Origin of the sequence: Aureimonas sp. D3 (assembly GCF_001463805.1) — a bacterium.
GTDB lineage: Bacteria > Pseudomonadota > Alphaproteobacteria > Rhizobiales > Rhizobiaceae > Aureimonas > Aureimonas ureilytica_A.
This window is the reverse complement of sequence record NZ_BBWM01000058.1, coordinates 41,504-63,380: the sequence shown is the minus strand read 5'-3', so window position 1 is coordinate 63,380 and position 21,877 is coordinate 41,504. Positions and strand designations below refer to the sequence as shown.

Annotated in this window: 18 protein-coding genes; 8 read left to right on the top strand and 10 right to left on the bottom strand. The window is 67.0% G+C overall.

Annotated features, from left to right (window positions below; all coding sequences use genetic code 11):
- Nucleotides 1-735: 735 nt before the first annotated feature.
- Nucleotides 736-2,367, top strand: coding sequence for a methyl-accepting chemotaxis protein (locus AUL36_RS17800; protein ID WP_062222857.1), 1,632 nt, complete (start codon nucleotides 736-738; stop codon nucleotides 2,365-2,367).
- A gap of 52 nt (nucleotides 2,368-2,419) precedes the next feature.
- On the opposite strand, the gene AUL36_RS17795 is transcribed toward AUL36_RS17800, so the two are convergent.
- From AUL36_RS17795 to AUL36_RS24465, 6 genes are all read right to left on the bottom strand, one after another.
- Nucleotides 2,420-3,454 carry an LLM class flavin-dependent oxidoreductase gene (locus AUL36_RS17795; RefSeq protein WP_062222855.1) on the bottom strand — a complete coding sequence of 345 codons (1,035 nt, stop codon included), beginning with the start codon at nucleotides 3,452-3,454 and terminating at the stop codon, nucleotides 2,420-2,422.
- Nucleotides 3,455-3,696: 242 nt separating this feature from the next.
- A complete protein-coding gene (locus AUL36_RS23365) occupies nucleotides 3,697-3,858 on the bottom strand; it encodes a DUF3563 family protein (RefSeq protein ID WP_156418450.1) in 162 nt (53 codons plus the stop codon).
- A gap of 317 nt (nucleotides 3,859-4,175) precedes the next feature.
- Nucleotides 4,176-7,631 (bottom strand): efflux RND transporter permease subunit, encoded by a 3,456-nt coding sequence (locus AUL36_RS17790; RefSeq protein ID WP_062222853.1) that lies wholly within the window; start codon nucleotides 7,629-7,631, stop codon nucleotides 4,176-4,178.
- Nucleotides 7,628-8,821, bottom strand: coding sequence for an efflux RND transporter periplasmic adaptor subunit (locus AUL36_RS17785; protein WP_062222852.1), 1,194 nt, complete (start codon nucleotides 8,819-8,821; stop codon nucleotides 7,628-7,630). The genes AUL36_RS17790 and AUL36_RS17785 overlap by 4 nt, the downstream gene beginning before the upstream one ends.
- A 50-nt stretch (nucleotides 8,822-8,871) precedes the next feature.
- Nucleotides 8,872-9,495: a TetR/AcrR family transcriptional regulator gene (locus tag AUL36_RS17780; protein ID WP_062223022.1), complete on the bottom strand. Its 624-nt coding sequence runs from the start codon at nucleotides 9,493-9,495 to the stop codon at nucleotides 8,872-8,874.
- Nucleotides 9,496-9,617: 122 nt separating this feature from the next.
- A complete protein-coding gene (locus AUL36_RS24465) occupies nucleotides 9,618-9,875 on the bottom strand; it encodes a hypothetical protein (protein ID WP_210168868.1) in 258 nt (85 codons plus the stop codon).
- A 375-nt stretch (nucleotides 9,876-10,250) separates the two neighbouring features.
- Between AUL36_RS24465 and ffh the strand changes: the two genes are divergently transcribed.
- The 6 genes from ffh (at nucleotide 10,251) to trmD (ending at nucleotide 15,779) form a co-directional block, all read left to right on the top strand.
- The gene (gene ffh / locus AUL36_RS17770) at nucleotides 10,251-11,816 is read left to right on the top strand and encodes a signal recognition particle protein (protein WP_062222850.1); all 1,566 of its coding nucleotides are present in this window, start codon (nucleotides 10,251-10,253) and stop codon (nucleotides 11,814-11,816) included.
- 100 nt (nucleotides 11,817-11,916) lie between these two features.
- On the top strand, nucleotides 11,917-12,300 hold the full coding sequence (rpsP, locus tag AUL36_RS17765; protein WP_058601906.1) for a 30S ribosomal protein S16: 384 nt from the start codon (nucleotides 11,917-11,919) through the stop codon (nucleotides 12,298-12,300).
- A 205-nt stretch (nucleotides 12,301-12,505) separates the two neighbouring features.
- Nucleotides 12,506-13,942: a sensor domain-containing diguanylate cyclase gene (locus tag AUL36_RS17760; RefSeq protein WP_244497161.1), complete on the top strand. Its 1,437-nt coding sequence runs from the start codon at nucleotides 12,506-12,508 to the stop codon at nucleotides 13,940-13,942.
- A 147-nt stretch (nucleotides 13,943-14,089) separates the two neighbouring features.
- A complete protein-coding gene (rimM, locus tag AUL36_RS17755; RefSeq protein ID WP_062222848.1) occupies nucleotides 14,090-14,677 on the top strand; it encodes a ribosome maturation factor RimM in 588 nt (195 codons plus the stop codon).
- A 92-nt stretch (nucleotides 14,678-14,769) separates the two neighbouring features.
- The gene (locus tag AUL36_RS17750; RefSeq protein WP_062222845.1) at nucleotides 14,770-15,072 is read left to right on the top strand and encodes a putative quinol monooxygenase; all 303 of its coding nucleotides are present in this window, start codon (nucleotides 14,770-14,772) and stop codon (nucleotides 15,070-15,072) included.
- Nucleotides 15,073-15,077: 5 nt separating this feature from the next.
- Complete coding sequence (trmD, locus tag AUL36_RS17745; RefSeq protein ID WP_062222843.1) at nucleotides 15,078-15,779, top strand: tRNA (guanosine(37)-N1)-methyltransferase TrmD; 702 nt, start codon at nucleotides 15,078-15,080, stop codon at nucleotides 15,777-15,779.
- A gap of 136 nt (nucleotides 15,780-15,915) precedes the next feature.
- On the opposite strand, the gene AUL36_RS17740 is transcribed toward trmD, so the two are convergent.
- Nucleotides 15,916-16,233 carry a hypothetical protein gene (locus AUL36_RS17740; protein ID WP_156418449.1) on the bottom strand — a complete coding sequence of 106 codons (318 nt, stop codon included), beginning with the start codon at nucleotides 16,231-16,233 and terminating at the stop codon, nucleotides 15,916-15,918.
- Between the two features lie 284 nt (nucleotides 16,234-16,517).
- On the opposite strand from AUL36_RS17740, the gene AUL36_RS17735 reads away from it, so the two are divergent.
- The gene (locus AUL36_RS17735) at nucleotides 16,518-17,366 is read left to right on the top strand and encodes a DUF6030 family protein (RefSeq protein ID WP_062222840.1); all 849 of its coding nucleotides are present in this window, start codon (nucleotides 16,518-16,520) and stop codon (nucleotides 17,364-17,366) included.
- A gap of 8 nt (nucleotides 17,367-17,374) precedes the next feature.
- On the opposite strand, the gene galE is transcribed toward AUL36_RS17735, so the two are convergent.
- The 3 genes from galE to AUL36_RS17720 form a co-directional block, all read right to left on the bottom strand.
- Nucleotides 17,375-18,364, bottom strand: a complete 990-nt coding sequence (gene galE / locus AUL36_RS17730; protein WP_062222838.1) for a UDP-glucose 4-epimerase GalE — start codon at nucleotides 18,362-18,364, stop codon at nucleotides 17,375-17,377.
- Between the two features lie 289 nt (nucleotides 18,365-18,653).
- A complete protein-coding gene (locus AUL36_RS17725; protein ID WP_062222836.1) occupies nucleotides 18,654-20,021 on the bottom strand; it encodes an HlyD family type I secretion periplasmic adaptor subunit in 1,368 nt (455 codons plus the stop codon).
- The gene (locus tag AUL36_RS17720; protein ID WP_058635223.1) at nucleotides 20,018-21,799 is read right to left on the bottom strand and encodes a type I secretion system permease/ATPase; all 1,782 of its coding nucleotides are present in this window, start codon (nucleotides 21,797-21,799) and stop codon (nucleotides 20,018-20,020) included. The genes AUL36_RS17725 and AUL36_RS17720 overlap by 4 nt, the downstream gene beginning before the upstream one ends.
- Nucleotides 21,800-21,877 lie beyond the last annotated feature (78 nt).

Sequence of the window (21,877 nt, the reverse complement as noted above, 5' to 3'; positions counted from 1 at the left end):
GCACGGCCGAAGGCCAGAGCCGATCAGCCCTCTCGCGCTCCAAACCCTCCTCGGTAACCCCACCATGCAAATCACAATCTATGCACGAATATCGTGACGGGCATGGCAGCTATGCAATATTGGGCTTGCTGGAGTGCGGTGCAGCATGGTTATGTGTCTGTGCATCGTTTCCTCCCAGATACCTTGCATTCTTCGCCCGCTCGGTCCTCCCCCGAGCGGGCTTTTTCTTTTTCCGGTGGATAGGTCCGCTGCGGTCGCCCGCGTCAGTTCTTCGGAAAAGCGGCTGGGCTAAGCTCGTCCATGCCAGATCGAACCCACGCCGTGTCGTGTGTTCGCCGCCCATCGGGGGATGGGGAGCGGCGCGGGAGAATGCCATGCGAATCGAGACGATCGTCACGCTCTTCGTTCACACGACGGCGCTTGGCATGATGATGGCCGCCGGCTGGCTGCTGCTCAAACTTTTCCTGCCCTGATCGGTATCGCAGACGCATGGCCTGCGTTGCGTTTCTCGCCGGTTTGCGCCGACGTTTGTAACCTGAGGGCATTGTTGACGTGCGGGGTTGTTTGAAAACGCCCATTTACCATGACCTTGGATTATCAGGTCGTATTGGCATTTTTCCCAATCGTCTCGGGAACTCTTAACGCCTTTCGGCGAGCTTGCGCTGGATTGCTGCATTCGTGCGAATCCAGGAGTTTCTTATGCGTCTCACCGTTGGGCGGAAACTATTCTTGCTCATGGCCTTTGCGATTACCATCGCCATCGGTTGCGCCAGCGTCCAGCTTTGGACCTTGCGCAACCAGCTGTGGGCCGATCGCGGCGACCTCCTGACCGCGCAGATCCAAGCCGCCATGACGACGATCGCCTCGCTCCAAGGGCGTGTGGAAAAGGGCGAACTGTCCCTCACCGAAGCTCAGAACCGAGCCCGCGAAGCCCTGCGCCCGATCCGCTTCGGCGGGGACAATTATCTCGTCAGCTTCGATTCGAAGGGCATCCGCACGATCTTCCCGAAGGCCGAGCAGGAAGGGGAAAGCGGCTGGGAGCGGCGGGACGAGAACGGCGTCTATCTCAACCAGGAAATGATCCGCCGCGCCATCGCGGGCGGTGGGTTCACGAGCTACTCCACCAAGCGGCTCGGCGGCACGGAGGATGTGCCGAAATACGCCTATTCCGCTTATTTCAAGCCGTGGGACTGGACGGTCGCAACGGGTGTCTATGTCGATGACATCCAGGCCATTCTGCGCCAGCGCATGATCGAAGCGGGTCTGTGGCTGCTGGGCATGGCGCTCGCGATGGCGGCCGGCGGCGTCTTCGTTACCCGCAACATCACCAAGCGGCTGGACACGGCGGTCTCCATGGCTCGCTCGATCGGGGCCGGCGACCTGACGCGCCAGATCGAGGCGAAGGGCTCCGACGAGATCGGCGATCTCCAGCGCGCCATGGCTTTGATGAACCGCAACCTCGCCGAGATTGCGGGAGACGTGAACGCTTCGGCCGCCATGGTCGCCTCCGGCTCGACCCAGTCGGCCGCGACGGCCGAGCAATTGTCCTCGGGGTCCAGCGAGCAGGCGGCGGCATCCGAGCAGTCCTCGGCGGCGATCGAAGAGATGACCGCCAATATCCGGCAGACGGCCGAAAACGCGTCGCAGACCGAAAAGATCGCGGCCGAGGCGGCCCGCCACGCCACCGAGAGCGGCGCGGCCGTCGCGCAGTCGGCAGACGCCATGCGCGACATCGCTTCCAAGATCGCGATGGTGCAGGAAATCGCCCGCCAGACCGACCTTCTGGCTCTGAATGCCGCCATCGAGGCGGCGCGCGCCGGACAGCATGGCAAGGGCTTCGCGGTGGTGGCCTCCGAGGTGCGCAAGCTCGCCGAGCGCAGCCAGGTGGCCGCGCGCGAGATCGGCGAACTCTCCTCCTCGACGCTTGTGGTGGCCGAAAGCGCGCAGATGAAGCTCGCCGCGCTGGTGCCGGGCATCGAGCGCACGGCCGAACTCGTCGCCGAAATTTCGGCGGCCTGCCGCGAGCAATCGGCGGGTGCCGACCAGATCAGCCAGGCGATCACGCAGCTCGACCAGGTCACGCAATCCACCGCCAGCGCGGCGACGGAGATGGCGGCGACATCCGATCAATTGTCCGGGGAAGCGCACCGGCTGGCCGAGCGCGCATCCTTCTTCAAGCTGGCGCCGCGCCCGGCGCAGCCCCGCGCCGAGCCCGTGGCCGCCAAGGCGCAGGAGCGGGCGCCGCGCATCCAGCCACGTGAGGCACAGCCCGCACCGAGCCAGCGTCCGTCCGCCGCCCCACCGTCGGCAGGATCGGGCTTCGACTTCGATTTGAACGACGAGAGTTTCGAGCGCCTGAGCGCCTGATGCGACACGAAGGGCCGGCTCCCGCTCGGGAGGCCGGCCCTTTTTGTTGGCGTCAGTTCGCCGCGAGTTCGTGCACGAGCGGCGCGACGCGCGTCCCAAACAGTTCGATGCAGCGCATCAGATCGGCCTGGGGCAGGGGGCCGGCGCTGTATTTCAGCTGGAAGCGGGACAGGCCGAGCGCCTTCACGGTCTTGGCGATCTTGGCGGCGACGGTTTCGGGCGAGCCGACGTAAAGCGAGCCACGCTCGATCTCGCGTTCGAACTGCGCCTTTTCCAGCGGCGGCCAGCCGCGCTCCGCGCCGATCCGATCGTGCATCCGCTTGTAGTCGGGCCAGAAGGCTTCGCGCGCGGCCTCGTCCGTTTCGCCGACGAAGCCCGGCGAGTGAACGCCGATCGGCCGGACAGGGCGTCCCATTTCGGCGCTCGCGCGCGCGAAGAGATCGACATAGGGGCGGAAGCGGGCGGGATCGCCGCCGATAATGGCGAGCAGCATCGGCATGTCGTAGCGCGCGGCGCGCACCACCGATTCCGGGCTGCCGCCGACGCCGATCCAGGTGCGCAGCGGCTCGCTTTCGGTGGGCGGAAACACGCTCTGCTCGGTGAGCGGAGGGCGGATCGAACCCTGCCATGTCACCGGGCCGCCCGCGCGCAGGGCCGCGAAGAGGTCGAGCTTTTCGGCGAACAGGCGCTCGTATTGGCTGAGGTCGAAGCCGAAGAGCGGGAAGGACTCGGTGAAGGAGCCGCGCCCCAGAATGACCTCGGCCCGGCCCGAGGAGAGGCCGTCGAGCGTCGAGAAGCGCTGGAACACGCGGATCGGATCGTCGGAGCTTAAGACCGTGACGGCCGAGCCGAGACGGATGCGGCTGGTGCGCGAGGCGATGGCGGCCAGAACGATGTCGGGCGCGGATACCGCGAAATCGGCGCGATGATGCTCGCCGACGCCGAAGAAATCGACGCCCAGCTCGTCGGCCAGAACGCCTTGCTCCACCACTTCGCGAAGCACCGCCGCGTGCGGCTGGAGGGCACTGTGCGGCCCGCGCGTCACGTCGCCGAACGTGTCGAGGCCGAGTTCGAGAGAAGAGGCCATGGCCAAGCTCCGCAGGACAGGATGCGAGGGGAGCTATCGATGACACTGGCCCATCGGGCCGCCGGGCGGCTCCCTTGGGGCGGAAGCGGGTCCGGCATGGACGGCAGGCCTGATCATCGACAGGTTCGGGCCGTCCTGAGAGCTGTCGCCGAACGCGGCCAGCTTATGCGGGGGCGAAGGCCCCCTGTCGAGCGGGGAGGGGTGAATGCACCGTCACCCCGCAGCATACGCTGTCGAGAGGATCAGAAGCCCGAGTTGTGGTTGCGGCCATAGCGGCCACGATCGATTTCGCGCTGACGGCCTTCGAGGTCGACGAGCGAGGTGGCTTCGTTGAGATAGGCGGCTTCGCGGTCGCTCTGGCGGGTGGGGCGAAGGGCTTCGCGCAGTCGAGCAGTGAGCTTCATCGTAGGGGTCCTTTGGCTTGCGTGTTGATCCAAGAATAGGATCGGCCGAGCCATGCTGCAATGCAGCGACGCGCATACTTGCCATGCGACTTATGCAAACCGCTCGAGTCTCCGAGGCAATCTCAACCTCATCGAAGGGTTTTGGGCGGGAATAAGGCGGCGAGTTCTGCGTTTGGCGCATGTCTGAGCAGGCTGCTCAAGGGCGAGGCAGAGCGGGCTGTTCGCATTGTCGGGGTGGGCAGAGCATTCGAGACGTCCGTCCACGAAAAAGGGCCGGTTCGAAAACCGGCCCCTTCATATACTTCTTCGGGTGACGGCTATTCCGCCGCTGGCTGAAGCGTGCCGCCGCCGCCGGCGTCCTTCTGGCCGCCGAACTCGGTGACGCGCTTCCAGGTCGGCCCCGCCTCGAACTCGGCCGCGAGCGGCGGCGCTGCGTGATGGGCGTGGGCGGGCGCCTCGCCATCGGCCCGGTTGGGCTTCATGAGCTTGCCGAAGATGCGCCCCGTCAGGCCGCTCAGATCATCCATCAGCGTGTAGAGCGAGGGGATGAAGATCAGCGACAGGACGGTGGAGACGAGCAGGCCGCCGATCACCGCGATGGCCATGGGCGCGCGGAACTCGCCGCCTTCGCCCGTCGCCATGGCCGCCGGCATCATGCCCGCCGCCATGGCGATCGTGGTCATGATGATCGGGCGCGCGCGCTTGCGACCGGCGTCGATGATCGCGTCGCGCTGGCGCATCCCGTGTCGCTCCTGCTCGACCGCGAAATCCACCAGCATGATCGTGTTCTTGGTCACGATGCCCATCAGCATCAGAATGCCGATGACGACCGGCATGGACACGGCATTCTGCGTCAGCCAGAGCGCGCCGACCACGCCGCCGATGGAGAGCGGCAGGGCGGCGAGAATGGTGATCGGCAGGAAGACCGAGCCGAACAGGAGGATCAGCACCACCAGTACCATCATGATGCCCGCGCCCATGGCCGAGGCGAAGCCGGCGAAGACCTCGCCCTGGATTTCGGCGTCGCCCACCGCCTGAAGGCGCACGCCCGGGGGCAGGGTCTTGACGGTTTCACTCTGAGCGATCCAGGCCGACCCCTCGCCGATCTCATGGCCGGGGGCCATGGACGTGCCGACCTTGGCGAGGCGCTCGCGGTCGTAGCGGTCGATCGTGGACGGGCCCTGGCCGAAGCCGATCGCGGCGATGGCGTCGAGCGGCACCGTGCCGCCCTTGGCCGTCTGGACGCGCAGGGACTGCACGGCGCCCAGATCCTGCCGCGCCGTTTCGCTGATCTGCACGCGGATCGGGATTTGGCGCGTGCCGATATTGAACTTGGCGAGATTGGCGTCCGCATCGCCGATCGTGGCGACGCGCACGGTCTGCGAGATGGCTTCGGGCGCAATGCCGAGATCGGCCGCCTCGTCCAGGCGCGGCACGATGCGAAGCTCGGGCCGCGCGAAGGACATCATGGCCGACGGATTGGCGAAGATCGGCTCGCGCCGCATCTCGCTTTCCAGCCGCGCGGCCGCCTCGCTCACCGCCGCGCCGTCGCTGCCGAGCAGGCCGACGGAGAGTTCGCGCTCGCCCCGGTCGTTGACGAAGAAGGAGCGCAGGTCCGGGATCGCCGCGAGCTTGGCGGCGATGACGGGCTCGAGCTGGGCCTGGCTGCGGTGGCGGTCGAACTTGCGCACGAGATTGATCGTGAGCGCGGCGCGGCGCACCTCCAGCGTGCCGGTGGGTGATGAGCCGCCGATGGCGAGCACGGAGCGCACCTCGGGCAGTTCGCGGATGCTGGCCGCCGCCCGGTCCACCGCGCGGCGGGTCGAGTCCAGCGTCGTGCCCGGCGGCAGCTCGACGGAGACCACGATGCGCGAGGCGTCTTCCTTGGGGATGAAGCCGGTCGGCAGATGTTTCGTGGCGTCCATCGACAGGAAGAAGAGCCCGATGCCGACCGCGAGCGTCAGCCAGCGCCAGCGCACGGTGAAGCCCAGAAACCCCGTATAGGCCCGCATCAGCGGCCCGTCGCGCTGCTCGGCGGGATGCGGGCGGTTGAGGAAGGCGAGGAGCACGGCGGCCACCGCCGCGCCGATGGCGATGCGCAGCGACAGCGCGCCGGCCTGATCCCAGGTGACGGCGGGGGCATGGAGCTTCAGCCAGTCCACCGCCGCGTTGCCGCCCGTGGCTTCCGGCAGGGCGGCGAGCGCGAAGAGCGCGCCGATGGCGAGACCCGCCAGCGGCGCGATGCGCAGGACATAGCGGCGCAGGAGCGGGGCGAAGCCCGGTCCTTCATGCGTCTGCGGGCGGAAGAAATAGGCCGCCAGCATGGGCGTGATGAGGCGCGCGACAAGCAGCGAGAAGAACACCGCCACCGCGACCGTCAGGCCGAACTGCTTGAAATACTGGCCGGCGACGCCGCCCATGAAGGAGACCGGCGCGAACACGGCCATGATGGTGAGCGTGATGGCGATGACGGCGAGGCCGATCTCGTCCGCCGCTTCCATCGCCGCCTGATAGGGCGGCTTGCCCATGCCCATGTGGCGTTCGATGTTTTCGATCTCGACGATCGCATCGTCCACCAGAATGCCGGTCACAAGCGTGATGGCGAGCAGGCTGACAAGGTTCAGCGAGAACCCCATCATGCTCATGGCCCAGAAGGTCGGGATCGCGGCGAGCGGCAGGGTGATGGCGGCCACCAAGGTCGCGCGCCAGTCCCGCAGAAAGAGCAGCACGACCACGACGGCGAGGAACGCGCCCTCGGCCAGCGTTTCCATGGCCGATTCGAAATTGCCGTAGGTATAGGTCACGCTGTCGTCGATGCGCGTGAAGCGCACGTCGGGATGCGCCTTGGCAAGCTCCGCGATGCGCTCGGCGGCGAGACCCGCGACGGTCGTGTCGCTCGCGCCCTTGGAGCGGTAGATCGAGAAGGCGACGACGGGCTGGCCATCGAGCCGGGCAAACGAGCGCGGCTCCTGCACCGTGTCGGTGACGGTGCCCAGCTCCGACAGGCGCACCTGACGCCCGCCCGACAGCGCGATGCGTGTATCGGCCAGAGCGCGGACGGTGCCGGCGGAGGAGAGGGTGCGGATCGCCTGTTCCTGGCCGCCGAACTGGCCTCGGCCGCCCGACAGATCGACATTGGTGGCGCGCAACTGCGCGTTCACCTCGGCCGCCGTGATGCCGAGCGCGCCAAGCCGGTCGGGGTCGAGCCGCACCTGGATCTCGCGCTTGACGCCGCCCATGCGATCAACCTTGCCGACGCCCTTGATGCCCTGAAGCGCGCGGATCACGGTGTCGTCCACGAACCAGGAGAGCTGCTCGGGCGTCATGCCCGGCGAGGTCGCGGCATAGGTGACGATCGACTGGTTCTCGACCTCGATGCGCTGGACGATCGGCTCCTCGATCGTGCGGGGAAGATTGCCCCGAATCTTGGCGAGCGCGTCCTTCACGTCGTTGAGCGCGCGGTCGGTGTTGACCTCCAGCCGGAACTCGGCCGCCGTCACGGACTGGCCGTCCGTCACGGTGGAGGTGATGTGCTTGATGCCGGAGACGCCGGCGACGGCGTCCTCGACGAGCTTGGTGACCTGCGTTTCCAGCTCGGCGGGCGCGGCGCCCGACTGGGTGACGGTGACGGAGATCACCGGCACGTCGATATTGGGAAAGCGCGTGATCGGCAGGTTCATGAAGCTGACGATGCCGATGGCCACCAGCACCACGAAGAGAAGGATGGGCGGGACCGGATTGCGGATCGCCCAGGCCGAGATGTTCCAGTTCATCGCTTGGCCTCCGCCGTTTCGAGCGTCTCGGCCGGCACGGGCGTGACCTTATCGCCATCGCGCACGAAGGTGCCGGCGACCGCGACGACGCTTTCGCCCGCCTGGAGGCCGGAGCGGATTTCCACCGCGCTGCCGGTGGAAACGCCCGTGGTGACGGTGCGCGTCGCCACGACGCCGTTCGACACGACCTGCACGAAATCGCCCGTCGGCCCGGTGTTGACGGCGGTGCGCGGCACGGTGACGCCGGTGCTGCGATCGGTCTCGATCACGGCGCGGGCAAACGCCCCGACGCGCAGGGCAGCCTCCTTGGGCAGGGCGATGCGCACGCGCCCGAGGCGCGAGGCCTGCTCGACGCGCGGCGAGACCAGGCGCACTTCGCCTTGGCTCTTGATGCCGCCCGCCGCCGTCACCTCGGCGGGCTCGCCCTTGCGGATGGCGCCGAGCGCGGTTTCCGACACGTCGGCGTCGAGTTCCACCAGCCCGTCGCGCGCGATCTCGAACAGGCCGCCGCCGGCCGCCGAGACGATCTGCCCGAGCTGGGCGACACGGCGCAGGACGAGGCCGTCCGTCGGCGCGCGGATTTCGGCCTTGGAGCGGCGAAGCTCCAGCTCGGCGCGCTCGGCGCGCGTCGCGGCGAGGTCCGCTTCCGAGAGGGCGACGTTCTGGCGTGCGGAGGCAAGGCGGGCCGCAGCCGTCGCGGCGGCCGAGATGCGCGTGTCCAAGACGTCCTGGCCGACAATGCCTTTGTCGTTCAGCGCCCTCGTGCGCTTCAGCGAGGCATCCGCCTCCACCGAGGCAGGCTCGGCTTCCGTGATCGCGGCCTTGGCCTGTGCGATCGCGGCTTCGGCGCGCGCGACCTGCGAGGCGGAGCGCGCCAGATTGACGTCGATCATGTCGGTTTCGAGCCGGGCCAGAACCTGACCGGCCTTCACTTCGTCGCCCTCGTCCACCAGAAGCTCGCGAACGCGCAGGCCATCGACATCCGCGCCGACCGTCACGGTCTCGCGCGGGGTCAGCGTGCCGGTGACGGTGACGCTCGCCACCAGTTCGCGCGGCTCGGCCGTCAGCACCGAGATGTTGGGCGGCGGGGGCGCGGCGACTGGTGCGGCCGGTTCGGCGGCCCATGTGGGAGCGGTCAGGCCGCTCAGCGCGACCGAAGCGGCAAGGGAGAGGGCCAGGCACCGAAGCATGGGAACACTCCGAAAGAAGCGAGGGAGGGGAGAGAGAGGAGCGCGCGCGATCATGCGGGGTCGGCCCCCAGAAGGCTGGCGATCATGCGGTGAAGATAGGGGCGCAGCGTTTCGGCTGGGCGCTCGGGCTCAAGGCGAAGCCGCATGACGAGGCCGTCGCCCATGCCCATGAGAAAGGTCAGCGCGAGGTCGAGGTCAAGGTCGGCGGCGATCTCGCCACGCGAGCGCGCCTCCTCCAGAACCACCTGAAACCGTTGGCGCACTTCGGCCTCGATCGCCTGGAAGCGCTCGCCGACGGCCGTGTTGCGCAGCGATTCCGAGCAAATCTCCACCATGAGATTGCCGGTCTCGGGGTCGCGGGCCTGCGCGAGATAGGTCAGCGCGACATCGGTGATGCGGCGGGCGATCGGGCCGGGCGCGGCGAGTTGGGCGAGGCAGGCGCTCGCGGCCAGCCGCTCCTCCTCGGCGATCGCCTCGATGATCGCGTCCTTGGATGGATAATAGCGATAGAGCGCGCCCGGGCTCATCTTCGCTTCGGCGCAGATTTCGCTCATCGACGCGCGATGAAAGCCCGAGCGCGAGAAGCAAAGCCGCGCGGCGCGAAGGATGTGGTCCTTGCGCGAGAGGGGCGCGCTCGCCGCCTCGGACGGTTCGATCGGTGCAATGATTGTCATGAAATCAGCCAGATGAGAGCGAACGATCGTTCTCATATCAGGCGAGTAAGATGCGGTCTACTGGCGATCACATCTTCGTTAGGTCCAGGCCGCCGTCGCTTGGTCGCTTTCGGATGAGGCCCTTACGATTCGGTCGGTCGGAACTGGTCGAGTATGGCGCGCACCCTGTCGTTGCGCGTCAGCAGCATCTCGATTGATGAGCGCTGGAACATCGTCACCGCCATGAGAACGCGCAGTTCCGGCTGGTTGGGCCCGGACAGGATCATGGGTGCCGGCTTGAGCGGCGGGTCTCGATCGTCGGCTTCCGCGCGCACGTCCGCGTCGGAGGGCCCAGATGGTCCTCCCGACGATCGGACAGTGGGAAAGCGCAGAATGTTCATGGTTCCAGCGTGCGGCGAAGCGAATGTCCGAAGACTACCTTCGGACGCTTAAGAAAGTGGCGACAGCGATGCGTATGAAATGGAATGCAGCGTGTCTTCGCGCCAAAACTCTGAGAAAGCGTGAAGAGGGACCGGTTTTGCACCGGATGAGGCCGTGGCTCTTGACTTTTGAGCCCCGAGCCGCCTTAAAGACCCAAACCTTGCGACCGTTCCGACCGCAATCCGCCGACCATGTCCCTCGTTTGCCGAGCCGCATGGAGGTCCCCATCCGCCAGCGAGATTCGCCCGCGGGTGCGATCCGCTTTGGCGCTGCGGCTTGGAAGGAGCGCTTCCGGTTCCCATTCTTCCGCCGGTCGGAAGAACAAGGACGATGCGATGTTTGAATCCCTTCAGGACCGCCTCGGGTCCATCCTGAACGGCCTGACCGGCCGCGGCGCGCTGTCGGACTCCGACGTGTCGGCCGCGCTGCGCGAGGTTCGTCGGGCGCTTCTGGAAGCGGACGTGTCGCTGGAAGTGGTGCGCTCCTTCACCGACCGCGTGCGCTCCAAGGCCGTGGGCGCCGAGATCGTCAAGTCGATCAAGCCCGGCCAGATGGTGGTCAAGCTCGTTCATGACGAGCTGGTGGCGACGCTCGGCTCCGATCAGGTGGCGATCGACCTGAACGCGCCCTCGCCGGTCACGATCATGATGGTCGGCCTGCAGGGCTCGGGCAAGACCACCACAACGGGCAAGATCGCCAAGCGCCTGACGGAGCGCCAGAAGAAGCGCGTCCTCATGGCCTCGCTCGACACGCGCCGTCCGGCCGCGCAGGAGCAGTTGCGGGTTCTGGGCGAGCAGACGGGCGTCGCCACCCTGCCGATCATCGCGGGTCAGGACCCGGTCGAGATCGCGGCCCGCGCCGCGCAGGCCGCCCGCCTCGGCGGTTACGACGTCCTGATTCTCGACACGGCCGGCCGCACGCATATCGACGAGCCGCTGATGGTGGAAATGGCCGAGATCAAGGCCAAGTCCGCCCCGCATGAAATCCTGCTGGTCGCCGATTCGCTGACCGGTCAGGACGCGGTGAATCTCGCCCGCTCCTTTGACGAGCGCGTCGGCATCTCGGGCATCGTCCTGACCCGCGTCGATGGCGACGGGCGCGGCGGCGCGGCGCTCTCCATGCGCGCCGTCACCGGCAAGCCGATCAAGCTGATCGGCACGGGCGAGAAGATGGACGCGCTGGAGGATTTCCATCCCGCGCGCATCGCCGACCGCATCCTCGGCATGGGCGACATCGTCTCGCTGGTCGAGCGGGCCGCCGAAAACATCGACGCGGAAAAGGCCGCGGCGATGGCCAAGAAGATGCAGTCCGGCAAGTTCGATCTGAACGATCTGGCCGATCAGATCGGCCAGATGCAGAAGCTCGGCGGCATGGGCGGCGTCATGGGCATGATGCCCGGCATGGCCAAGATGAAGGACCAAATCTCGGCCGCCGGTCTCGACGACAAGTTGCTCAAGCGCCAGCTCGCGATCATCTCGTCCATGACGAAATGGGAGCGCGAGAACCCGGACCTGCTCAAGCATTCGCGCAAGAAGCGCATCGCGGCGGGCTCGGGCACGGATTCGGCCGACATCAACAAGCTTCTCAAGATGCACCGCCAGATGGCGGACATGATGAAGGCGATGGGCGGCAAGGGCGGCAAGGGCGCCGGCATCATGGGCAAGCTCATGGGTGGCCTCGGCTCCAAGATGGGTCTTCCGCCCGGTCTCGGCGGCGGTATGCCGGACCTCTCCAAGATGGACCCCAAGCAGCTCGAGGAAATGGCCAAGTCCCTTCAGAAGGGTGGCCTCGGGGGAATGGGCGGCTTACCTGGCGGCCTGCCTCCCGGCCTTGGCGGCGGTGGGCTTCCCGGCTTGCCTGGCCTTCCCAAGCTTCCCGGTCTTCCGGGCAAGAAACGATAGAGGCCGGCGCGCCGGCTTCTCCTTCGCAACACCAACTCAACTGTCAGACACCACGGCGCGGCCTCAAAAGGCGCCGGGATCAAGAACAAAGGACAAACCCATGCCTCTCAAGATGCGCCTCGCCCGTGCCGGCTCCAAGAAGCGCCCCTACTACCACATCGTCGTCGCCGACGCCCGTTCGCCGCGCGATGGCCGCTTCGTCGAGGCGGTCGGCGCCTGGAACCCGATGCTGCCGAAGGACGCCGAGCGCGTCACCCTTCAGGAAGACCGCATCAAGCATTGGCTCGGTGAAGGCGCTCAGCCGACCGACCGCGTGCTGCGCTTCCTCGACAAGGCCGGCATCGTGAACCGTCCGTCGCGCGAGAACCTCAAGAAGGGCCTGCCGGGCAAGAAGGCCCAGGAGCGCGAAGCCGAGCGCAAGCAGCGCGAGGAAGACGCCCGCGCCGCCGCCGAGCAGGCCGCTGCCGAAGCTTCGGCCGAGTAAGGTTTCGGAGCGGTCGCTTGACCGATCTCTTAACATCTCGACTGTAAAAGTAAGGCGCGCTGGCTTTCCAGCGCGCCTTTTTCGTGGGGCAGCGAGTCGGCTTGGCCATGGCCGGAAGCGGCGCGCATCAGACTCTCGGCGGATGCCGCTTGCCCGCGGTCCGCCTTCGCCGTTCGATCCGCGCTTCGTTGGGAGACTGATGCCGATGGACCTGTTCGCCCTTGCCCCGATTCCTCTCTGGCTGGAGGACTGGAGCGGCATCCGCCGGCTCGTGGACCAATGGCGGGCGGAAGGGATGGACGATCCCCGCGCCTTTCTCTCAGCCGATCTCACCCGGGTTCGCGCCTCGGCGCAAGCGATCCGCATCATCGACGTGAACCCCGCGACCCTGCGCCTGTTCGAAGCGCGCGACACGGCCGAACTCGTCAACCGGCTGGGCGAAGTGTTCCAGGGCGCGATGCTGGAAAACCATTTGGAGGAGATCGTTCAGATCGCGAGCGGCTCGCCCGAGTTCACCAGTTCCGCCGTGAACCATACATTGAGCGGCCGCCCGCTCGACATCCAGCTCAAGGGCCGCATCCTGCCCGGCCACGAAGACACCTGGGACCGGGTTCTGGTCGCGACCGAAGACGTGAGCGAGCGCGAGGGCGCGCGGCGGCGGCTCGCCGAGAGCGAGGTCTATGCGACGGCGCTTTTCGAGAACTCGCCGGTTTCGCTCTGGGTAGAAGACTTCTCGGCCATTCGCGAGCTTCTGGAAGACGTGCGCGCGACCGGCGTGTCCGACTTTCGCACCTTTCTCGAAGTGCATCCCGATTTCGTCACACGCTGCGCCAGCGAAATCCGCGTTCTTTCGGTCAACCGCCAGACGCTCCAGCTCTTCCGCGCGCCCGATCTCGACACGCTCCTGTCGCGCCTCGGCGACGTGTTCCGCGACCGGATGCTGCAGCCCTTTCAGGAGCAGCTCATCGATCTCTGGAACGGCAAGCTCTTCCAGAGCCGCGAGGTCGTGAACTACTCGCTGGAGGGCGAGGAGATGCATTTCGTCCTTCAGTTCGACGTCCTGCCGGGGCATGAGAGGGATTGGTCGCTCGTTCAGATCGCGCTGACCGACATCACCGCGCGCAAGAAGGCGGAGGCCTATCTCGAATATCTCGGCAAGCACGACGTTCTGACCAAGCTCTACAACCGCTCCTTCTTCAACGACGAGATGAACCGCATCGAGCGCCGACGCACGGAAACCGTGAGCGTGCTGGTGGCCGATCTCAATGGGCTGAAGGCGCTGAACGACCAACTTGGCCATGCCGCCGGCGACACGCTTCTGCGTCGCGCGGGCGAGGTCTTTACGGAAGCCGTAAGCCGTCCCTGGACCGCCGCGCGCATCGGCGGGGACGAGTTCGCCGTGCTGATGCCGGGCGCGGGAGCCGCCGAGGCGGAGATGCTGATGGCCTCGATCGAGGAACTCTGCGAGGTTAACAACCAGTTCTATCCCGGCGAAGCCCTGTCGCTGTCCATGGGCGTTGCGACCATGCGGCCCGGCGAGCGGCTGGAGGAGGTGGCGCGCCGGGCCGATCTTCTGATGTATCAGGTGAAGCGGCGCTTCTATGAACGGACCCATCAGGATCGGCGTGGGGCGATGTCCTGACGGGTTTTCGGCCGGACGATTCGCGGCCCGTGGTTGACGAAGCCCGTTCGCGCGGTCAAACGATCTCTGGAGTTTTTTGAACTGGCCAGTTCCAATGCCCTCGGGCAGGCTGGCCGATCTTCCGTTCCTTCGCGAGTTCGCTGCCCCGTGTCCGATCCCCAAGCGCCGTCCGATCCCGTTCTTCTCGGCACCGTGGGAGGCGCGCATGGCATCAAGGGCGAAGTGCGCGTCAAATCCTTCACGCAGGACCGCGAGGATCTAGGCGCCTATGGCCCGCTCTTCGACGGCACCGGACGCCGCTTCACCGTCCAATCGGCGCGGGTGCAGAAGAACGTCGTGGTGGTTCGCTTTGCCGAGGTGAAGGACCGCAACGCCGCCGAACGGCTGAACGGCACCGACCTCTTCGTGGATCGCAGCGCCCTGCCGGACGAAGAGGAGGACGAGTACTATCAGGCCGATCTCGTCGGCCTCGTCGCGCGCACGACGGACGGAACCGTGATCGGCGAAGTCGTGGCCTTCCACGATTTCGGCGCGGGCGACATTCTGGAAATCGCTCCCGACGGCGGCGCCAGCGTGATGATCCCCTTCACCGAGACGGCCGTGCCGGAGGTCGATCTCGATCTCGGCTTCATCCTGGTCGAGCCCGTCGCCGCCGGCTTGTCGGGCGCCGTCGAGGCGCGCGAGGGCGAAGGCGACGAGGATGGCGAGACCGAGGACAAGCCCACCGAGGCGTAAGCCCGGCTCCACGGCGCATCCCCCGGCGCGTTGCCATCCCCCGCGTCGCGCATTATCGCTGACCCGCCCAAGAGGGCGAGGGAGGATTCATCATGATCATCGTGTCAGGTACGCTGAAAACCACGGATCAGGCGCTCGACGCTCTGGCCGAACCCATGCGCCGCCTGATCGAGGCGACGCGCCAGGAGGCCGGCTGCAACGTCTATGCCTTCGCGCGGGATGTCTCGGAGCCCGGTCTCGTGCGCATCTACGAGGAATGGGACAGCCGCGAAACCCTGACCGCCCATACCAAGGCCGCTCACGTCGGCGCATGGCATGAAGCGCTGGACGCAGCCGGCGGTGCCGCCGTGACGCTTCAGATCGTCAACGTCGCCTCCGTCGAAGCGTTCGGCTGAGCGTCATGGTCTTTCGTGCGTCCATCCTCACGCTTTACCCCGAGATGTTTCCCGGGCCGCTCGGCACGTCGCTCGCCGGCCGTGCCTTGCAGCGTGGGGACTGGACGCTGGAGACGACCTTCATCCGCGAATTCGGCGAGGGGCGGCATCGTCTAGTGGACGATACGCCCGCCGGCGGTTCGCCCGGCATGGTGCTGCGGGCCGATGTTTTGGCCCGCGCCATCGACGCTGCGAGCCCCGAGGGCGATCCGCGCCCCCGGCTCCTGATGAGCCCGCGCGGCCGCCCGCTGACGCAGGGCTTCGTGCGCGACCTCGCTGGAGGGGAGGGGGCCGTGATCGTCTGCGGACGGTTCGAAGGCGTGGACGAGCGCGTGATCGAAGGGCGCGGCCTGATCGAAGTCTCGATCGGCGATTATATTCTCTCGGGCGGCGAGATGGCGGCGCTCGTGCTGCTCGACGCCGTGGTGCGCCTTCTGCCCGGCGTCATGGGCAACAGTTCCTCCGGCGAAACCGAAAGCTTCGAGAACGGGCTGCTGGAGCATCCCCATTATACGCGCCCGGCTCTGTGGGAAGGGCGCTCGATTCCGCAGGTTCTCACCTCGGGCGATCATGGCGCGGTGGAGCGCTGGCGGCGCGCCGAGGCCGAGCGGCTGACACGCGAGCGCCGCCCCGATCTCTGGAGCCGGTTTTCCAACCGGGACGACTGACGGCCAGTTCCTGGCTGCGTCGGGCGCTTCGGGCAGCCAGGAAGGGGCGGTCCCGCCGTCTCTGTTCCCATCCCTTGCCGTGGCGCGTGTCAGCCCAGGCTGATTTGGCATACCGGGCGAGAGGCCGAACAAGCTCTCAGCAATTGGGAACGAGACCGGAACGCTGACGCGAGCGCACGGCTTGGCTGTCGCAACCCTTGTTCTGTCCCGAGCCATAAAGGCCGTTTTCGCGATAGCGGCCGGTGCGCGGCGCGAGCGTGCCGTCGCTGCCTTGGCGCAGTGCGCGCGAGGCCGGGCGCGGCGCGGAAACACCGCCCGAATTCGTCCGGCGCGCGTTCTGCCGGCAGGCGGTATCGCCGGCTTCGCATTGGCGCACGGCTTGGGCGTGAAGCTGGCCGACGGGAAAGATCGTGAGCAGCGCGAGCACTGCAGGCAGGAGTGCGACATACCTCATGATGATCCTTTCGCCGGCTCGGCTCGAAGGTCGGGCCACGTCACGGGAGATAAGAACCGGGGACAGAACCCTTCGGGTCGGCGGACCGTGTCTTGTTCCCGCCTCGCATCGTTGCCGGTGCTCGCTCATGCGCTGCACGGCCTGCGCCCGGCACCTTGCCGGCAGAAACAATCGCTCGCTCGCCCTCCGCCGAATGGTCCTGTCCCCGGTTCACAGCCCGCTGTCGCGGCGCCGCTGGGGTGATATAAAGGTCAGCGAACTCCAAACGAAAGAGCGCATCCCTCTTGTTCGAGACCTTTCGCGCCTTACGGGACTCGGCCGCGGGCGCCATGTTCGTGCGGCTTCTGGTTTTGGTAGCGCTTCTGGGCGGCGCACTCGCCGCGCTCCAGCTTTGGCATCGCAACCGCGAGGCCTCCGGTCCTGTCGTGTCGCATAGCGTTCGCGCGCCGATGCTGATCCCGGTGGCCACACCGTCTCCACCGCCCGCGCCTGGGCCTAGCCTGACGCTCGCGGAGCAGCGGCGCTGGTTTCGTCCTCTGGAACTGGCTCGGATGACCTTCACCTTCCAGCCGAGGCAGGGCATCGCGCCCGGCGAAATCTGCGCCCGCTTGAAAGAACTGGGATGGAAAACGGATCGCGCTGGGGCTGCGCCCCGCAGCGGGCGCGAGGAATGCGCGATGGAGCGAACCTATCCGCGCCCCGGCGACGGGCCGCCGACACGTCTTTTTGCCATGGCCCGCAGCGCGAGGGACGACGATGACAATGCGCTCGACGTCCGTGTGAAGGCCAATCTCCATGACGAAGCGAAAGCCGCAGATACCGGGCGCGACGTCGCTGTCGTTCTTGCGGAACTGTTGTCGCGGGTCGGGCGCGCGCCGGGCGAGGCGCTGCTGGCCAAGGTCGCCGCGTTCGAGACCTTCGAGGCGGAGGTCGCAGGCGCAAAACTCTCGCTGAAACAGGAGCGTGCCGATATCAGACGCTTCAATCTCAGCGTGCTTCTGCCACGCCCGTTCGAGGCGGGCGACCCTTCACGCCTCACGCCCATCCCGCCCGAAGAGAAGCGCTTGATAGGGCGGCAGGGTCTTGTGCCTCAGGGCCTGTCCGCCGACGCCGGGCCGGCGGACAGGCCGTAAGCAAAACGTCAGCGCGCGTTGCGACGCGACAGGTTCTCTTCCCAGGACAGGGCATCGGCGACGATCCGGTCGAGATCGTCGAAGCGCGGTGTCCAGCCGAAGCGCTCGCGCGCGATCGAGGCATCGGCGACGATCGAGGTCGCATCGCCCGGCCGTCGGCCTGCGAAGCGCACGTCGAACTCCTTGCCCACCACGCGGCGCACCGTATCGAGAACCTGAAGCACGGAATAGCCGTGGCCATAGCCGCAATTGGCGATGAGCGACTCGCCTCCGCCGCGCAGATAGCGCAGGGCCTGCGCATGAGCGTCGGCGAGATCGCTCACATGAATGTAGTCGCGCACGCAGGTGCCATCCGGCGTGTCGTAGTCCATGCCGTAGACATCCATATGGGTCCGCTTGCCAAGCGCGGTCTCGCTCGCGACCTTGATCAGATGGGTCGCGCCCTTGGTGGACTGGCCGGTGCGGCCCTTGGGGTCGGCGCCCGCCACGTTGAAATAGCGCAGCGCCGCGAAGGTCAGCGGATGAGCCGCGGCTGTGTCGCGCAGCATCAGCTCCGTCATCCATTTGGACGTGCCATAGGGCGATTCGGGCGCGGGCGGCTGCGTTTCCTGCACCGGCATCTGGCGCGGCGAGCCGTAGACGGCGGCAGTCGAAGAGAAGATGAAATGCTTCACGCCGCAGCGCACCGCGCTTTCGATCAACGCACGGCTGGCCACCGTATTGTTGAGATAGTAGCCGAGCGGATCGGAGACGGATTCCGGCACGACGATCGAACCGGCGAAATGAATGATCTCGGTGACGCCGAATTCGGCGATCACGCGCTCCACGAAGGGCTGGTCGTTGATGTCGCCGACCTGCAACCGCGCTTCCGTGGGCACTGCCCATTCGAAGCCGGTGGACAGGCGGTCGATCACCACCACGTCCTCGCCGGCATCGACGAGATTCCAGACCATGTGGCTGCCGATGTAACCGGCACCGCCCGTCACGAGAACCGTCATGCTTGTCGCCTTTCCCCAGCCACGCTGGCGCCAGAGCTAGAGGCTTTGCCGCAGCGCGGCAAGCAGAGCGTGCATTTTGGGTTAAGAGCCGGGGGCAGAACCCTGCGGCGGAAAGCCGGCGAGGGACTTGCGTTGCCGACGAGGCGCCGAGCGCAGACGATGCAGCGCAGGGCCAAGCATCGGCAACGATGATCGGGGGCGCAAGGACCCGGCGGATCGACCCGCAGGGTTTTGCCCCCGGCTCTAAGCGAACACCCGCCACGCCTCTGCGAAGCGCGCGGGAGCGTCGTCAGGTTTCGCGGAAGGCGCGGCTGAAACTGTCCTCGAGAGGCTTCAGGAGATATTCGAGGAAGGTGCGCTCGCCGGTCTTGATGTAGGTCTCGACCGGCATGCCGGGATAGATCTGCGCGATGGCGACGCCGGGCGGCAAATGGTCCGACAGGCGCAGGCGTGCGACGTAGTAGGGCTGCTCGGTGCGCGGATCCACCAGCCGGTCGGGCGAAACGAAAGTCACGGTGGCGTCCACGGTCGGCGTCAGGCGGTTCAGCGCGGTGAAGCGCAGATCGGCATGCTGGTTGACATGAACCGCGTCGATGTCCTGCGGGGTCAGCCGCGCTTCCACGATCATGTTTTCGCCGGTCGGCAGGATTTCGGCCATGGGCTGGCCGGGCGAGACCACCGCGCCCTTGGCGTTGTAATTGACCTTGACCACGACGCCCGCGCTCGGCGAGCGCACGGTGACGCGCTCCAAGACGGCCTCGGCGGCCTGCAACTGCTCGTCCACGTCGGCGATGCGCGCGCGCGTCTCGTTCAGCTCGGCGGCAGCGGTTTCCACGCGCTTGCTCTGGAGCCGGGCGATCTGCTCCTTCTTTTCCTCGACCTGGGTCTTGGCCGACAGAACGCTGGAGCCGAACTCGCCGATCTGGCCGGTGAGCTGCGCCTGCGACAGGAGGAAGTCGGTATATTCGCGCCGGTTGGCGAGGCCCTTTTCGAGCAGAGCCTTGCGACGCTTCAGCTCTTCCTTGACCACGGCCAGTTGTTCCTGGGCGGCGCTTTTCTGCTCGCCAAGGCCCTGGATCTGCTCGCTCAGCGCGGCGATCTGCTGGCCGATGATCGCAACTTCGCGCCGATGGCCTTCGAGCTTGGTGGTGAATTCCTTCATCTGCTCGGACAGGACATTGGCGAGCGGCGCGTCGTCCGGCTGCTGCCGGAGCTTGGCCGGGAACACGAGGTCCGGCGCGCCGTCGCGCTCGGCCGAGAGACGCGCGGCGCGTGCTTCCAGCGACAGAAGCTGATTGCGCAGCCGGTTGCGCTGCGCCCCGGCCGAGGAGGATTCGAAGCGGAAGAGCGGCTGCTCGGCCGCGATCCGATCGCCCTCGCGCACCAGGATTTCGGAGACGATGCCCCCTTCCAGATGCTGGATCTGGAGGTTGCGCCCGGCCGCGACCACGAAGCCGTGGGCGATCGCCGCGCCCGAGAGGGGAGCTGTGGTGGCCCAGACGCCGAAGCCGCAGAGGAACAAGCCCGACAGGGCAAGGCCCGCCAGCGTCAGCTTGCGCGACTGGGTGGGCACCGCGTCGGCCCAATGGGCACGCGGCGGACGGGCGCGCGGGGCGCTGGGGCCGGCGATGCGTGGGGTCGTGCGGGCCTCGCTCATTGCATCCCTCCCTGCGCGCTGGTCGGCGCCTGACCTTGGCCAAACTGACCCTTCACCACCATGGATTCGATGCGGCGGCGGGCTTCGCCCTCGCGCTGGTCGGCCTCCGCCTTTCGGCGGGCAGCCTGCCTTGCGTAGACATCGGCCTTGGGGCCGACATCGTCGATCGCTCCGTCACGCAGGATCATGATGCTGTCGGCTAGTTCCGCGACATTGCGCCGCTGGGTGACGAGCAGAACGGTCACGCCGTCGCTTTGCGCGTTGCGCAGCGCCTGTTCGAGGGCCATGTCGCCCTCGTTGTCGAGATGGGCGTTTGGCTCGTCCAGGATCAGAAGACGCGGACCGCCGAAAAAGGCGCGGGCCAGCCCGACGCGCTGGCGCTGGCCGCCGGACAATTGATGTCCCGCAGGCCCCAGCAGTGTGTCGTAGCCTTTGGGCAGGCGCTGGATCAGGTCGTGGACCTGCGCCTTCTTGGCCGCTTCCACGATTTCGGCATCGGCGGCGTCCGGTTCGAAGCGGGCGATGTTCTGGGCCACGGTGCCCGGCAGCATTTCGACGTCCTGCGCGAGATAGCCGACGCGCCGGCCGAGCTGTTCGGGGTCCCAGTTGCGGATGTCGGCGCCGTCCACCCTGACGGAGCCTGCATGGATGGGCATGGCGCCGATCAGCGTGCGCGCGAAGGTCGATTTGCCCGCGCCCGACGGGCCGACCACGACCATGCAGGTGCCGGCCGGAATCTGCACTGAGACGCGCTTCAGCAGGGGTTCGGCGGCGGGATTATGCGGGGCGAGCACGACAAGCTGTTGGATCGTCACCAGGCCGGTCGGCTCGGGAAGCTCGGTGGCCTTGGGGCGGGGAGCTGCGCTGGACAGCGCCTTTTGCAGACGCTCCCAAGCCTTGCGCGTTTCCACGAACTGCTTCCAGCCGGCGATCACCTGATCGATCGGCTGAAGGCCGCGCCCGGAAATCAGCGAGGAGGCGAAGATCATGCCGCCCGACATTTCGCGCTGCAGCACGAGATAGCCGCCCGTGCCGAGAATGGCGATCTGCAGTCCCAGGCGAAACGCCTTGGAGGCCCCCGCGAACCAGGCATTGGTGCGGTTCATGCGGTCCTGCGCGGCGAGCGAACGCGCTTCGGACGCGCCCCAGGCGTCGATCGTGTTCTCCATCATGCCCATGGCGCGGATGCTTTCGGCATTGCGCACGAAGCTCTGGGCCGACAACATCGCGGCCATCGAGTTCTCGCTCGCCACGGTCGCGGCACGGGCCGAGGCCTGCTGGTTGCAATAGGCGAGGATGGCGAGAACCACGGCGCCGAACAGGGTGAGGAAGAACAGGGCCGGGTGGAGAAACCACAAAAGCCCGATGAAGAGGGGCGAGAAGGGCAGATCGAGATAGCCGAAGATCGAGCGCCCGCCGACGAAACCGCGCACGGTCTGGAGATCGCGCAGCGGCTGCGTGTCGCCGACGCCCGCGCGGGGCCCGTTCATGGAGGCGATCATCGCCTCGTTGGCGGCCGCCACCTCGATCCGCGCGCCGAGGCGGCTGGCGATGGCGTTGCGCACCGCGTCGAGAACGCCGAGCAAGGCCAGCGCCAAGGCCGCCATGATCGAGATATAGATCAGCGTATCGACCGAGCCGGACGAGAGAACGCGGTCATAGACTTGAAGCATGTAGACGGGCTGGGTCAAAAGCAGGAGGTTCACCACGAAGGTGAAGCCCATCAGTCCCGCCAACCCGGCCCAGACCGTGCCGCGCACGCGCTCGATCGCATTCATGGAAAGCCGCAATCCCGATCGACCCGAGCCCAAGCGCGCCGGGTCGCCCTCATTCTCGCCGTAAGGCTGTTGGGGTAA